A 13,411-nucleotide genomic window follows, 5' to 3' on the forward strand; every position below is an offset into this window, starting at 1 on the left:
CGTGAGGGCACGAAGGCCGTACCGCAGCAGCAGGGTGAGCCGAAGCGGCTGCCGCCGGCCGGGCGGCGACCGGGCGGGCCGCCGCACATGAGCATGGGCATGCCGGCCGAGAAGGCGATGCGGTTCGGCCCGTCCGCGCGACGGCTGCTGGGTCGGCTGCGACCGCACCGCGTCCAACTCACCGGTGTGCTGGCGCTGGCGCTGGCCAGCGTCGGCCTGAGCGTGGTCGGGCCGAAGGTGCTCGGGCACGCCACCGACCTGATCTTCAACGGGGTGATCGGGCGGCAACTGCCGCCGGGCACCAGCACCGAGGCGGCGGTGGCCGCGGCCCGGGCAGCCGGCAACGGCAATTTCGCCGACATGCTGGCCCGGATGGACGTGGTCCCGGGCGCGGGCATCGACTTCGGCCGGCTGGGCCGGGTGCTGGCGTTCGCGGTCGCGCTCTACGTCGTCGCCGGCGTGCTGATGTGGGCGCAGGGCTGGGTGCTCAACGGGGTGGTGCAGCGCACCGTGCTGCGCCTGCGCGCCGACGTGGAGGACAAGCTCAACCGGCTGCCGCTGCCCTACTTCGACAAGCAGCCGCGCGGCGAGCTGCTGAGCCGGGTCACCAACGACATCGACAACGTCCAGCAGACGCTCCAGCAGACGCTGAGCCAACTGCTCACCTCGCTGCTCACGGTCGTCGGCGTACTCGGGATGATGTTCTGGATCTCGCCGCTGCTGGCGACGGTGGCCCTGGTCGCGATCCCGCTGTCGGTGCTCGTCACCGGCCAGATCGCCAAGCGGTCGCAGCGCAAGTTCATCGCCCAATGGACGCACACCGGCGAGCTGAACGCCCAGATCGAGGAGGCGTACACCGGGCACGAGCTGGTCAAGGTGTTCGGCCGGCAGAAGGAGGTCGAGGCCGCCTTCCACGCCAAGAACGAGGAGCTGTTCACGGCCAGCTTCGGCGCCCAGTTCGTCTCCGGGATCATCATGCCGGCGATGTTCTTCATCGGGAACCTCAGCTACGTCGCCATCGCGGTCGTCGGCGGGCTGCGGGTGGCCTCCGGCGCGATGACCCTCGGCGACGTGCAGGCGTTCATCCAGTACTCGCGCCAGTTCACCCAGCCGCTCACCCAGGTCGCGTCGATGGCGAACCTGCTCCAGTCCGGGGTGGCCTCGGCCGAGCGGGTCTTCGCGGTGCTCGACGCCGACGAGCAGAGCGCCGACCAGACCGACCCGGCCCGGATCGCCGACCCGCACGGCCGGGTCGAGTTCGCGCACGTCTCCTTCCGGTACGACCCGGACAAGCCGCTGATCGACGATCTCTCCCTGGTCGCCGACCCGGGGCACACGGTCGCCATCGTCGGCCCCACCGGCGCCGGCAAGACCACGCTTGTCAACCTCGTCATGCGGTTCTACGAGCTGGACGCCGGACGGATCACCCTGGACGGGGTGGACATCAGCGAGATGCGCCGGGACGACCTGCGCGGCCGGATCGGCATGGTGCTCCAGGACACCTGGCTCTTCGGCGGCACCATCCGGGACAACATCGCCTACGGGCGGCCGGACGCCACCGAGGAGGAGATCCTCGCCGCCGCCCGGGCGACCTTCGTGGACCGGTTCGTCCGCAGCCTGCCGGACGGCTACGACACCGTGATCGACTCCGAGGGCAGCAACGTCAGCGCCGGCGAGAAACAGCTCATCACCATCGCGCGGGCGTTCCTGGCCGAGCCGTCGCTGCTGATCCTGGACGAGGCGACCAGCTCGGTGGACACCCGCACCGAGGTGCTGCTCCAGCGCGCCATGGCGGCGCTGCGCTCGGACCGGACCAGTTTCGTCATCGCGCACCGGCTCTCCACCATCCGCGACGCCGACCTGATCCTGATGATGGAGCGGGGCCGGATCGTCGAGCAGGGCACCCACGACCAGCTCGTCGCCGCCGACGGCGCGTACGCCCGGCTCTACCGGGCGCAGTTCACCGGTGCGGTGCTCGCCGACGAGGTGCCGGCTGCGCCGGGCCCGCCGGCCGGGATGCGTCCCACCGGCGCGCCGGTCGGGAACTGAGATGGACCCCGCGACAGCCCCGACACCGGGCACCGCCCGGGTGACCGCGGGTCACCCGGGCGGCGGGGCCGGGTCAGGCCGGCGGGAGCAGGTCGGCCGACCGGCTCGCGACCACGGCGCCGATCAGGCGCAACGCGTCCGCCCGGGGCATCGGGTCGAGGCCACGCCCGTCACGCAGGCGCAGCGAGACCGCACCCTCGGCCGCCTCCCGGGCGCCCACCACCCCGACGTACGGAACGCGGCGGCTGGCCGCGTCGCGGATCCGGGCGCCCAGCGAACCGCCCGCGTCGACCTCGACCCGCAGCCCGGCCGCCTCCGCCTCCGCGCCCAGCCGCCGGGCGGCGTCGGCCTGCGCGTCGTCGACCGGGAGCAGCAGCACCTGCACCGGGGCGTACCAGGCCGGGAACGCGCCCTCGTGCACCTCGATCAGGTAGGCGAACAGCCGCTCCATGCTGCCCACCAGGCTCCGGTGCACCATCACCGGCCGCTTCGGGCGCCCGTCCGGGCCGGTGTAGGACAGGTCGAACCGCTCCGGCTTGTCGAAGTCGAGCTGCACGGTGGAGATGGTCGACTCCCGGCCGCCCGCGTCCACGATCTGCACGTCGATCTTCGGGCCGTAGAACGCGGCCTCGCCGGGCGCCTCGACGGCGTCCACCCCGTCGAGCGCGGCGCGCAGCAGGTCCTCGGCCCGCGCCCAGCCGGCGTCGTCGCCGACGTACCGCTGGCCCGGCCCGCGCACCGACAGCCGGAACCCGGCCGGCCGGACGCCGAGCGCGGCGTGCGCCTCGCCGATCAGCCGCAGGATCTCCCGGACCTCGTCGCCGACCTGCTCCGGCGCGCAGAAGTTGTGCGCGTCGTTGAGCGAGATGGCGCGCACCCGGGACAGGCCGCCGAGCACCCCGGAGCGTTCCGCCCGATACATCCCGCCCAGCTCGGCGACCCTCAGCGGCAGCTCCCGGTAGGACCGGCCGCGGGCGGCGAACACCAGCGCGTGGTGCGGGCAGAGCGCCGGGCGGAGCACGAACTCGTCGTCGCCGCTCAGCCGCATCGGCGGGAACATGTCGTCGGCGAAGTAGCCGAGATGCCCCGAACGCTCGAACAGCTCCCGCTTGCCCAGCGGCGGCGAGTAGACGTGCCGGTAGCCGGCCCGGCGCTCCAACTCCCGCACGTACTCCTCCACGGCGTGCCGGGCGGCGGCGCCGGCCGGCAGCCAGATCGGCAGGCCGGCGCCGGCCAGCGGATCGGAGACGAACAGCTCCAGCTCCCGGCCGAGCCTACGGTGGTCGATCATGTCGCTCTCCTTGATCGGGTACGACCCGGAGGCGAGTGGGCTCGGAACGCCGCGAGGCCCCGGAGCGGATCGCCCCGGGGCCTCGTCGACGGAAACGTCAGTGCGGCGCGCCGGGAACACCCGGCGTCGTGGTCCTCACCGCGCTGCGCATGCCTCGACCTTACGGCCGGCGGACCGGACGGGTCGACGGCTTTTCCGGTCGACGCCGCCCGTGCCCGGTCAGCGCTTCTCGCAGGCCACGCCGTCCTTGTCCCGGTCGAGGTGGGTGTTCTTCGCGTAGACGGTGTTGGACACCGTGAAGGTGGTGACCGGCTTGGTGGTGCCGCGCACCTTGTCCTTCGCGCCCTTCTTGCCGACGCCGTGCTTGTAGGTCTTGTTGAGCGAGGTGCAGTTCTTGTATTTGGCTGCCGCCGCCTCGGCGGGACCGGCCACGGCGAGCGCGCCGCCGCCGGCCGCCAGGGTCAGGGCGAGCACGCCCCGGAGCAGGGTGGAAACCATCGAGGAGCCTCCTGTGCGGGATTGCTGAGAGCGCCCAAGATCGTATCGAGGGAGGGCGCTCAGGGAGGCGTGCTGTCGCAGGCCCGACAGCGGAGGCCGGGTGCGGGTCGCCGGCACGGGACCTGCCGGCGACCCGCGGCGGCCCGGGCGTCGGGAACGGGGGACCCGACGGCACCGGTGCCGCGTCCCGTCAACGGTACGCCGGTGCGCACGGATCCGTTGCCCCGCCCGATCCCCGGCGGCGGTCATGGCTGACCTCATCGCCGGCGTCGCGTCGCCCATGTGGGCGTACGCGCTGCTGTTGACGCTGCTGGTCGCCGACGCCTTCGTTCCGGTGGTACCGACCCAGATCGTCATGATCACCACCGGCGCGCTGACCGTCTACGGCGGGCTCAGCCTGCCGCTCACCATCGCGGTCGGCGCGGCCGGCGTCTTCGTCGGCGACCTGGCCTGCTACCTGCTCGGCCGCACCACGCCGGCCCGACGGGCGAACCGGGACGCGACGCCGGGGCGGGCCCGCCGGGCCGTCACCCGGGCCACCCGCCGGCTGCGCGAGCCCGGGCCGCTGGTGATCCTGCTCTGCCGGTTCGTGCCCGGCGGCCGGATGGCGGCCTGTTTCTCGGCCGGCCGCAGCCGCTATCCGTACCGCCTCTTCCTGGGCTACGAGGCGGTGGCGGCCGTCGGCTGGGCCGGCTACGGCACGCTCGTCGGTCATCTGGGCGGCAGGGCGCTCACCCAGTCGGGCTGGCGGCTGCTGCTGATCGGCGGCTTGGCCGCGCTCGGGTTCGCGGCGGCCGGCTGGGTGATGACCTGGCTCAGCACCCGGCAGCCCCAGCCGGCCGGAGCGACACCACGAGCAGGTGACCACAGCGGAGGAGAACGATCATGAATGACGGGACGAACTGGCGCGATGTCGGGACGCAGGCCCGACGACCCGACCCCACCTGGAACGACCCCGAGCGGGTGGCCCGACGCCGGCAACTCAGGAAGCAGATGCTGGCCGCGGTCGACGGTGCCCGGCCCGACCGGGCCGGCGAGGAGCCGGACCCGCCGGCCCCGGCCGGGGCCTCGGTCGACTAGTCCCCCGCCGTGTCGGCCCTGGCTGACCAGCTCTTCATGGGCCGTAGCGCCAAGGTCAACGTGCTGGCCATCGCGCAGATGCTCACCGCCCGCGCGATCGGCGGACCGGGGCACGGGGGAACTTCGGCATCCGGTGCCTCGCCCGCTACACCGCCGACAACTGGAAGATGCTCGTCCCCAAGTCAGTTCGAATGGCCGCCACGCTGATGACCAGGATCGTCGATTCCTCTGATCGCGCAGTGGCGGTGGCCGTAGCGACAACCGCGACCGCTCCCTCCGGCGTCACTCCAGCTCGTGCAGCATGAGCTGCCGGGCGGCCTCGGTGATCGAGCCGGACAGGCTCGGGTAGATGGTGATGGTGTGGGCCAGCTCGTTGACGGTGAGGTTGTTCTCCACCGCCATGGTGATCGGCAGGATCAGTTCGCTGGCCTTCGGCGCCACCACCACGCCGCCGATCACCTGGCCGCTGGCCGGCCGGCAGAACAGCTTCACGAAACCGTCGGCCAGGTCGTCCATCTTCGCCCTCGCGTTGCCGGACAGCGGCAGCATCACCTGGCGGGCCGGGGTCTTGCCGGCGTCCACCTCGTCCTGCGAGACGCCGACCGTCGCCAGCTCCGGGTCGGTGAAGACGTTCGCCGCGACGGTACGCAGCCGCAGCGGCCGGACCGCCTCGCCCAGCGCGTGCCACATGGCGATCCGGCCCTGCATGGCCGCGACGCTGGCCAGCGGCAGGACGCCGGTGCAGTCACCGGCCGCGTAGACGCCCGGCACGTTCGTCCGGGAGACCCGGTCGACCGTCACGTAGCCGCCCCGGGCCAGCTCGACGCCGTATTCCGCCAGGCCCAGGTCGGCGGTGTTCGGGATCGAGCCGACCGCGATCAGCGCGTGCGAGCCGGTGACCTGGCGGCCGTCCGAGAGCACCACTTCGACGCCGTCGCCGGCCCGGCGCACCGCCTCGGCCCGGGAGTTGTTGAGGATGCTCATGCCCCGGTTGCGGAACACCCGCTCGATCGCCATCGCGGCGTCCGCGTCCTCGTGCGGCATCACCCGGTCCCGGCTGGAGACCAGCGTCACCGGCACGCCCATGGCCAGGTAGGCGCTGGCGAACTCGGCGCCGGTGACGCCGGAGCCCACCACGATCAGGTGCTCGGGCAGCTCGGGCAGGTCGTAGACCTGCCGCCAGGTCAGGATGCGCTCGCCGTCGGGCACGGCGGTGGGGAGCTGGCGGGGGGTCGCGCCGGTGGCGACCAGCACCGTGGACGCGCCGATCGGATACGCGGGCGAGCCGTCGGCCGGTGTGACGATCACCTGGTGGGTGTGACCGAGCGTGTCCTCGCCGAGCCGCGCGGTGCCGGCGACGAACTCCACCCCGGCCTTGACCAGCTTGGTGTGAATGTCGGCGGACTGGGCCAGCGCGAGCCGCCTGACCCGCTCGTGCACCGCCCGGGCGTCGACGGTGACCGCTTCCAGTCCGTCGGAGTGCACCCCGAACTCCTCGGTGTCCCGGTAGCCGGTGACCACCTCCGAGCTGGCGATGAAGGTCTTGGAGGGCACGCAGTCGGAGAGCACGCACGCGCCGCCGGCACCGTCCGCCTCGACCACCGTGACATCGGCGTCCAACTGGGCGGCGACCAGCGCCGCCTCGTACCCGGCCGGCCCACCGCCGATGATCACGATCTGGCTCACAGAGCCATCCTTTCGTTCGCGACTGCGGGGCTCCGCTTCGCTGCGCTCCTCGCGCTCACCACAGCCGTCCTCTCGTCAGTGCTCACAGTGACTTTCTTCTCCCCGTCGCGTCCGACACGCACCGTCGTATTCTCCCCCACCCGCCGACGGGACTATCGTCGTCGCCGTGCGTCTCTACGCCGCTTACGGCTCAAACCTGGACCCCGCTCGCATGCGCGCCTACTGTCCGCATTCGCCGATGGTGGGCACCGGCTGGCTGGAAGGGTGGCGACTCACCTTCGCCGGCGAGGACGTCATCGGCTGGGAGGGCTCGGTCAGCACCGTGGTCGAGGCCCCCGGTGACCGGGTCTTCGTGGCGCTCTACGACATCCACCCGTACGACGCCGCCCAGCTCGACGAGATCGAGGGCGTGACCGCCGGGACCTACCGCAAGCTGACCGTCCGCGTCTCGACGCTGGACGGGGACGTGACCGCGTGGGTCTACGTCTTCGACGGGTACGAGGGCGGCCTGCCGACGTCGTGGTACCTGTCGGAGATCGCGAACGCGGCGGAGAAGGCGGGCGCGCCCGACGACTACGTCACCGAGCTGCGGTCCCGCCCCACCGGCACGGCGTCCGCGTAGCGCGTCTCCCACCCCGACAGTGTGCGCCCGGCGGCCGGTCGGCCGCCGGGCGACCCCGATGCGGGGGGCCCGGGTCACACCAGGGTGGCGGGCACGCTCCGCTCGTACATGTCGACCCAGTGCTCCTCGACCAGGCCGACCGAGCGGTAGAGGGTGACCGGCGCGGTCGGGTTGGCCAGGTCCACGCCCAGCCCGGCGCGGGCCCGGCCCTTGGCCGCGTAGACCGCGAAGGCCCGGCGCAGCAGCGCCGCGCCCACCCCGCGTCGACGGTGCTCCGGCAGCACCGAGAGCGTCCGAACCCAGCCCCCACCCTGGTCGACCGCCTGGTCGGAGGATTGCAGGGCCCCGGCCGGCTCACCGTCGACCTCGGCCAGGAACCACTCGTCCCAGACCTTGCCGGAGGAGGGAAGCAGCTCCCGCCAGCGGTCGAAGTCGAGCGGCTCGTGATCCGGCGTGTCCCGGAACGCCGTGTCGTAGATCCGGTGGAACAGTCGCAGGTCGGCCTCGTCGTCCGGGCGCAGCGGCCGGATCGTCAGGCCGGCCGGCGGCGTCGGCTCGGCGGGCAGGTCGGCCAGGGACCGGCTCATCCGCAGGTAGCGCTTGACCCGGGTGAACCCGGCGGTCGCCAGCTCGCCCGCCCAGCGGGTCTCGGGCCGGTAGGCCCCGGCGCGCACGGTCAGCGCGGGCAGGCCCCGCTCGGCGGCCCGGTCGGCGACCCGGTCGAGCAGCCGGGCCAGCAGCGGCGCGCGCAGCTCGACGCCCCGGTCCGGGTCGACGAGCACGTCCACCCACTCCCGGCCCACCCCGGTCGGGTTGCTCAGGATCGACCAGGCCACCACCGTGCCGTCCGGGTCGTCGACCAGCCAGGAGTCCCGGGTCGGGTCGACGAACGGCGCGGTCAGCGCGTCCCGTACGTCTTCGGTGTCGAAGTCGGGATGGCCCACCGCGAACGTGTCGGCGGCGTGCACCACCGCCAGGATCGCGGGGACGTCGTCGAGGGTGGGGCGGCGGGCGGTCCACCCGGCAGGGAGCGTCACGCGGCAGATCCTGGCAGTCGGACCGCCCCCGCGCCTCCCATTTATCCTCGCCGGGCGTGCAGCCGCGCGGCGGTGAGCAGGTCGACCAGCTCCGCGCCGCCGACCGCGCCGAGCGCGTGGAACGCCGGGGACACCAGCCGGTCGGTCACCGCCTCGGCCCAGATCCGGCGCCGCACCAGCGGCCCGACCGGCGGGTAGGGGGGCGTCCATCCGCAGGCGGCGGCGCCCGCCTCTCCCTCCGGCCCGGCCAGCACCGCCTCCAGCGGCGTCAACCCGGCGGCCCGCACGGCCAGCAGGTAAGCGCCGGCGAAGTGCTCACGCAGCAACAGCAGGCCGACGGCGGCTCGGGCGCCGGCGGACGGGTCCCGCATCGGCATGGCCCGCCACGCGGCGAAGAGCGGCATGGCGCTGCCGTCCGCCGCGTCGACGGCCCGGTCGAGCAGTCCGGCCAGCCGAGCCACGTCGGGCGCGTCGCCCAGCCGGGACGTGCCCCACCGGCAGCACTCCGCCAGGTTGGCGGCGGCCACCTCCAGCGGTAGCACCGCGCGCGCCGCGGCGTCCCAGCCGTCCGCGACGGCCTCCGGGGCGATGAAGCCGAGCGCCGAGGCCACCGTCTCGGCACGGACGTCGCCGAGCGCGCCGGCCCGGCCGGTGATGTAGAACGCCCACCCGGAGATGCCCAGCAAGCGGGCCCGCCGCAGGGTCGACGGGCAGCGGGAGAACGCCTCCCCGAGCTCCAGCACCAGCGGTTTGCAGGCAGCGGCGACCTGCTCCGGAGTCATCGGCGATCCACCGCCGTCCGTCCACCGTGGCCGTTCATCACGCTCAGTCTGCCTGTTCGTCACCGGCCTCGGCATCCCCCTCTTCGGCGTCGAGCGCCTCCAACACGGCCTCCACCTCGCCGGCCCGACGGCGGGCGGCGGTGACCGCCCGTTCCGCCCCCCGGCGGGCCAGCCGCGCCCGGCTCAGCTCCTGCTCGGCCACGGCCCGGCGGCGCTCCAGCTCGGCCAGCTCGGTCTCGACCCGGTCCAGCGTGGCGGCGCCGTCCCGCTCGGCAGCGTCCGCGCCGGCCAGTTCCTTCCCGGCCCGGTCCAGCTCGGCGCGGGCCTTCTCCAGTTCGCGGGTGGCCGCCCGCCGCCGCTTGGCCCGTTCGGCCCGCGCCGCCCGCTCGTCGCGGGCCCGGCGCGCGTCGGCCCGCTCGGCCGCCCGATCCGGTACGCCGGACTTCGCCGCGCCGGCCGCCCGCGGTTCCTCCTCGCCACCGGTCACCAGCCGCAGTTGGGGACGGGGCACCTCACCGAAGCCGGCGTAGTGGCTGGCCCGCAGCAGCCGGCCGGCGCGCACCCGCTCGGCCACGTCGGTGTCGGAGAGCGCGGCGTTGAGCGTCGCCTCCACCTCGCCCAGCGGCAGCTTCCCGGCCGGCGGCGCGGCGGGTTCGGCGGCGGCCAGCCGGCGTACCTCGGCGACCAGCGCGCCCACCACGGCGCGGCGCTGGGCGGAGAGTTCCCGGAGCTTGCCGCCGCGCAGGTCGCGTTGCGCGGCGCGGAGCGACTCGGCGAGCTGGGCCAGGTCGGCGACCAGTTCGGGTCGCCGGATCGCGAGCAGGTTGACCAGCCAGGCCGCGACTGTGGGCCGCCGCAGCCGGCCGATCTCCCGGGCGGTGCCCGGGTCGCCGGCCTCGCGCGCCTGCGCGGCGGCGGCGTCCCGGGCCGCGACGAATCTGTCCGGCGGCGCGGCGTAGAGCCGCCGGAGAACCTCGGTGGGGACCTCAGGCATCGATCCGGGTGCCCGGCTCCAGACGGCGGTAGTCGGTGTTCGACATGGCGGCGTACTGCCGGTCCAGCACGCCGAAGCCGTTGGCGTTGAGCAGTCCGTCGTGCAGCGCGTACGCCCGCCGCGGCGCGACCGCGCGGATGAAGTCGAGCACCTCGGAGAACTTCGACCAGGGCGCGTGGATCGGGGCGAACAGCGTGTCCACCCGCACGTCGTCGGGGACGAACAGCGCGTCGCCCGGGTGGTAGACCACGTCGTCGAGGAGGTAACCCAGGTTCTGGATCACCGGAATGTCCGGGTGGATGACGGCGTGCTGGCCCCCGTACGCCCGCACCGGCATCCCGGCGGCGGTGAACGACTCGCCGGGCGCGACCGCGACGAGCGCCTCGGCGGCGTCGCCGAGCACGTCGGCGAGCGACGCCGGGCCGTGCACCGGCACCGGCCGCCGCTGGAGCGCGGCGGTCAACGCCGGGACGTCCACGTGGTCCGGATGCTGGTGGGTGATCAGCACCGCGTCCGCCCCGTCCAGCGCCTGCGCCGCGGCGCTGAAGACACCGGGGTCGACGACGAGCACCGCACCGTCGTGCTCTACCCGCAGGCAGGAATGGGCGTACTTGGTGAGCTGCATCGTGACTCCTCGATTACCGAATCGTGACGTCCTCAGCGCAGTCTGCCGGAACCGGCGCGACACCGCGTCGCGTCCGAGGTATCGGCCCCGGCTCGCGGGGCCGTCGAGGAACGGAGCGGGGAGCATGGTCGGACGACGGGTGCGGGGCGTGGCCCTGGTCGCGGTGGGCCTCGTCGCGGCGCTGGCCGTGGGGGCGTGCAGTGCGGGCGGGGACAGCGGCGGCAACGACGCGGCGGCACCGGCCGCGGAGGGCGGCAGTGACGCCGGCGCGGGGCGCGACCAGGCGGCGCCGGGCGGGACGGGCGGCGCCGACCTGCGGGTGGACCAGCGGTCCATCATCTACACCGGCACGATGCAGGTCCGGGTGGACGACGTGGACACCGCGGCGCGGGAGGCGACCACGGTGGTCACCGCGGCCGGCGGCTTCGTCGGCGGGGACCGGCGGTCGAGCCGGTCGGCCGACGCCCGGGCGGTGCTGACCCTGCGGGTGCCGGCGGACAAGTTCGCCGGCGTGATCGACCAGTTGGCCGGCTACGGCCGGCAGGAGAGCCGGGAGATCCGCACCGAGGACGTCACCGAGCAGGTGGTCGACCTGGACGCCCGGATCGCCACCCAGCGGGCCCGGGTGGAGAGCGCCCGCAAGCTGCTCGCCCGGGCCGACTCGGTGGACCAGTTGGTCACGCTGGAAAACGAGGTGGGCACCCGACAGGCGGACCTGGCCGCGCTGGAGGCGCGCAAGCGCCGGCTGGCCGACCTCACCGCGCTCTCCACCATCACCGTGACGTTCCTGGGTCGCGACGCCAGCACCGCCCACGAGGGCGCCGACCTCGGCTTCCTCAGCGGCCTCGGCGGTGGCTGGGCGGTCTTCCTGACCTCGGTCCGCGTGCTGCTCACCGTGCTCGGCGCGGTGCTGCCGTTCGCGGTGGTGATCGGCGTACCGCTGTGGCTGCTGCTGCGGTGGCGACGCCGGCGGGCCCGGCGGACGCCGCCGCCGGCCGGCCCGAACCCGGCGGGGCCGCTCGGCGGTCCGGTCAGCGCGCCGCCGCCAGTGCCCGCAGCGCGGTCTGGACCATGAGGCGTACGCCCGCCTCGATGGCGCGCTCGTCCACGTCGAAAGAGGCCCGGTGCAGGTCCACATTGGGCCCGTCGCGGCCGACACCGAGGCGGGCGAGCGCGCCGGGCACGTGCTCCAGATACCAGGAGAAGTCTTCGCCGCCCATGCTCTGCGGCGTCTCGGCGATGCCTTCCGGGCCGAGCGCCGACGCGGTCGCCGCGGTGAACACGCCGATCGCCCCCGCGTCGTTGGTCACCGGCGGCCGGCCCCGCAGGTATTCCAGGTCGACGGTGGCGCCGGTCGGCGCCAGCACGTCCCGCACCACCTGAGCCACGATCTTGGGCGCCTGGTTCCAGGTGTCCCGGTCCATCACCCGGAGCGTGCCGGCGGCGCACGCCTCGGACGGGATGACGTTGTACCGGGTGCCGGCCGAGGCGTGGCCGAACACCAGCAGCAGCCCGCTGTTGGCCGGCACCCGGCGGCTGATCAGCGTCGGCACCTCGGTGACCAGCCGGCCGAGCGCGTCGACCAGGTCGACGGTGAGGTGCGGACGGGCGGTGTGCCCGCCCGGGCCGGTGAGCCGGACGGTGACGTTGTCCGCCGCGGCGGTGATCGGGCCGACCCGCAGGCCGACCTTGCCCACCGGCAGGTTCGGGTCGCAGTGCAGCGCGAAGATCTGCACCACGTCGTCCAGGCCGCCGGCCTCGATGACCTCGAGCGAGCCGCAGGGCAGGATCTCCTCGGCCGGCTGGAAGATCAGCCGCACCCGGCCGTCGAGCTGGCCGAGGTCGGCGAGCTGGGCGAGCAGCATGCCGACGCCGAGCATCACCGCGGTGTGCACGTCGTGGCCGCAGGCGTGGCAGACGCCCTCCACCGTCGACCGGTAGGGGACGTCCTTCGGGTCGCCCAGCGGCAGCGCGTCGATGTCGGCGCGGAGCGCGATCACCGGCCCGTCGGGGCGGCCGTCGATGTCGCAGATGACGCCGTTGCCCTTCGGCAGCAGGCGCGGGTTCAGCCCGGCGAGGGAAAGCTCGCGGTGCACCAGGGCCGCCGTCTCGAATTCCTCGCCCGACAGTTCCGGGTGGGAATGGATGTGACGGCGGGTCGCGATGAGGCCGGGTACCCGCAGCGCGAGCAGATGGTCGAGTTCGAAGGGCAGGGGCTGGGAACCGGTCGGCGACTCGGGCCGGGACGACGCCAGCGGGCCGCCCGGGGGCAGCGTCAACGCACTCGTCACGTCGAATTCTCGATCACTAGAGAGGGATGGATCATCGGGTAGGACAGCAGACAGCCTAGACCCCCGACGGTGACGCTGCGCAACGTCTTTCCCGTAGCGGTCGGACCGCGTAGCGTCACGAATGCCCTGGTGAGAGCGCTCGAATATCTGCGGGACAGCAGGTAGATCGCGGTCGGACGCCGTCATCTGCTCCCCACCTCCTACAACGCGTAACCGCTTCATCGGTCACCAAACAGCGAGCCGTCGTTCCGAATTGTCGCATTAGTCGCGGCAATTAACTGCCGCTCGGACAATTGCCCGACAACATTCGGCCGCCAGGCGACTCCCGACGGTGACATGACCGCCCGATGACCGACCGCACAGACTGTCCGTCCCGTTCACCCGATCGGGTTACCCCTATTCCAAAATCGCACACCCGGACGCGACACGGCCCGCACCGGCGCCTCCACCGCGCCG

General features: G+C 73.7%; 13 protein-coding genes. 5 read left to right on the forward strand and 8 right to left on the reverse strand.

What is annotated here, in order from left to right; translation table 11 throughout:
* Positions 1-48: 48 nt before the first annotated feature.
* A complete protein-coding gene (locus AB0H28_RS09295; RefSeq protein WP_358036625.1) occupies positions 49-2,049 on the forward strand; it encodes an ABC transporter ATP-binding protein in 2,001 nt (666 codons plus the stop codon).
* 73 nt (positions 2,050-2,122) lie between these two features.
* Here the strand turns inward: AB0H28_RS09295 and thrS are convergent, their stop codons facing one another.
* Together thrS and AB0H28_RS09305 are read right to left on the reverse strand one after the other, a co-directional pair.
* A complete protein-coding gene (thrS, locus tag AB0H28_RS09300) occupies positions 2,123-3,340 on the reverse strand; it encodes a threonine--tRNA ligase (protein ID WP_358036308.1) in 1,218 nt (405 codons plus the stop codon).
* A gap of 219 nt (positions 3,341-3,559) precedes the next feature.
* Positions 3,560-3,838, reverse strand: a complete 279-nt coding sequence (locus AB0H28_RS09305; protein WP_358036310.1) for an excalibur calcium-binding domain-containing protein — start codon at positions 3,836-3,838, stop codon at positions 3,560-3,562.
* 247 nt (positions 3,839-4,085) lie between these two features.
* Between AB0H28_RS09305 and AB0H28_RS09310 the strand changes: the two genes are divergently transcribed.
* Complete coding sequence (locus AB0H28_RS09310) at positions 4,086-4,727, forward strand: DedA family protein (RefSeq protein WP_358036312.1); 642 nt, start codon at positions 4,086-4,088, stop codon at positions 4,725-4,727.
* Complete coding sequence (locus tag AB0H28_RS09315) at positions 4,724-4,918, forward strand: hypothetical protein (RefSeq protein ID WP_358036314.1); 195 nt, start codon at positions 4,724-4,726, stop codon at positions 4,916-4,918. Before AB0H28_RS09310 ends, AB0H28_RS09315 begins: the two co-directional genes overlap by 4 nt.
* Before the next feature lie 282 nt (positions 4,919-5,200).
* Here the strand turns inward: AB0H28_RS09315 and AB0H28_RS09320 are convergent, their stop codons facing one another.
* Complete coding sequence (locus tag AB0H28_RS09320) at positions 5,201-6,604, reverse strand: NAD(P)H-quinone dehydrogenase (RefSeq protein ID WP_358036316.1); 1,404 nt, start codon at positions 6,602-6,604, stop codon at positions 5,201-5,203.
* Between the two features lie 166 nt (positions 6,605-6,770).
* On the opposite strand from AB0H28_RS09320, the gene AB0H28_RS09325 reads away from it, so the two are divergent.
* Positions 6,771-7,226: a gamma-glutamylcyclotransferase gene (locus AB0H28_RS09325; protein WP_278107801.1), complete on the forward strand. Its 456-nt coding sequence runs from the start codon at positions 6,771-6,773 to the stop codon at positions 7,224-7,226.
* A 74-nt stretch (positions 7,227-7,300) separates the two neighbouring features.
* Here the strand turns inward: AB0H28_RS09325 and AB0H28_RS09330 are convergent, their stop codons facing one another.
* From AB0H28_RS09330 to AB0H28_RS09345, 4 genes are read right to left on the reverse strand one after another with little or no spacing between them, the layout of a single operon-like run.
* Complete coding sequence (locus AB0H28_RS09330; protein WP_358036318.1) at positions 7,301-8,263, reverse strand: GNAT family N-acetyltransferase; 963 nt, start codon at positions 8,261-8,263, stop codon at positions 7,301-7,303.
* Positions 8,264-8,304: 41 nt separating this feature from the next.
* Positions 8,305-9,045: a hypothetical protein gene (locus tag AB0H28_RS09335; RefSeq protein ID WP_358036320.1), complete on the reverse strand. Its 741-nt coding sequence runs from the start codon at positions 9,043-9,045 to the stop codon at positions 8,305-8,307.
* A 43-nt stretch (positions 9,046-9,088) separates the two neighbouring features.
* Positions 9,089-10,039, reverse strand: coding sequence for a hypothetical protein (locus AB0H28_RS09340; protein ID WP_358036322.1), 951 nt, complete (start codon positions 10,037-10,039; stop codon positions 9,089-9,091).
* Positions 10,032-10,664 carry an MBL fold metallo-hydrolase gene (locus AB0H28_RS09345; RefSeq protein ID WP_358036324.1) on the reverse strand — a complete coding sequence of 211 codons (633 nt, stop codon included), beginning with the start codon at positions 10,662-10,664 and terminating at the stop codon, positions 10,032-10,034. The genes AB0H28_RS09340 and AB0H28_RS09345 overlap by 8 nt, the downstream gene beginning before the upstream one ends.
* A 124-nt stretch (positions 10,665-10,788) precedes the next feature.
* Between AB0H28_RS09345 and AB0H28_RS09350 the strand changes: the two genes are divergently transcribed.
* Positions 10,789-11,739 (forward strand): DUF4349 domain-containing protein, encoded by a 951-nt coding sequence (locus AB0H28_RS09350; protein ID WP_358036326.1) that lies wholly within the window; start codon positions 10,789-10,791, stop codon positions 11,737-11,739.
* Here AB0H28_RS09350 and AB0H28_RS09355 read toward each other — a convergent pair.
* A complete protein-coding gene (locus tag AB0H28_RS09355; protein ID WP_358036328.1) occupies positions 11,696-12,955 on the reverse strand; it encodes an amidohydrolase in 1,260 nt (419 codons plus the stop codon). The genes AB0H28_RS09350 and AB0H28_RS09355 overlap by 44 nt on opposite strands.
* Positions 12,956-13,411 lie beyond the last annotated feature (456 nt).

The sequence above is a fragment of the Micromonospora sp. NPDC050980 genome (assembly GCF_040653835.1).
Lineage (GTDB): Bacteria > Actinomycetota > Actinomycetes > Mycobacteriales > Micromonosporaceae > Micromonospora.

Bases quoted from the DNA above. Each gene is read 5' to 3' on its own strand.
- AB0H28_RS09350 (WP_358036326.1), top strand. From the start codon at position 10,789: ATGGTCGGACGACGGGTGCGGGGCGTGGCCCTGGTCGCGGTGGGCCTC.
- AB0H28_RS09315 (WP_358036314.1), top strand. From the start codon at position 4,724: ATGAATGACGGGACGAACTGGCGCGATGTCGGGACGCAGGCCCGACGA.
- AB0H28_RS09340 (WP_358036322.1), bottom strand. From the start codon at position 10,039: ATGCCTGAGGTCCCCACCGAGGTTCTCCGGCGGCTCTACGCCGCGCCG.
- AB0H28_RS09335 (WP_358036320.1), bottom strand. From the start codon at position 9,045: ATGACTCCGGAGCAGGTCGCCGCTGCCTGCAAACCGCTGGTGCTGGAG.
- AB0H28_RS09305 (WP_358036310.1), bottom strand. From the start codon at position 3,838: ATGGTTTCCACCCTGCTCCGGGGCGTGCTCGCCCTGACCCTGGCGGCC.
- AB0H28_RS09310 (WP_358036312.1), top strand. From the start codon at position 4,086: ATGGCTGACCTCATCGCCGGCGTCGCGTCGCCCATGTGGGCGTACGCG.
- thrS (WP_358036308.1), bottom strand. From the start codon at position 3,340: ATGATCGACCACCGTAGGCTCGGCCGGGAGCTGGAGCTGTTCGTCTCC.
- AB0H28_RS09345 (WP_358036324.1), bottom strand. From the start codon at position 10,664: ATGCAGCTCACCAAGTACGCCCATTCCTGCCTGCGGGTAGAGCACGAC.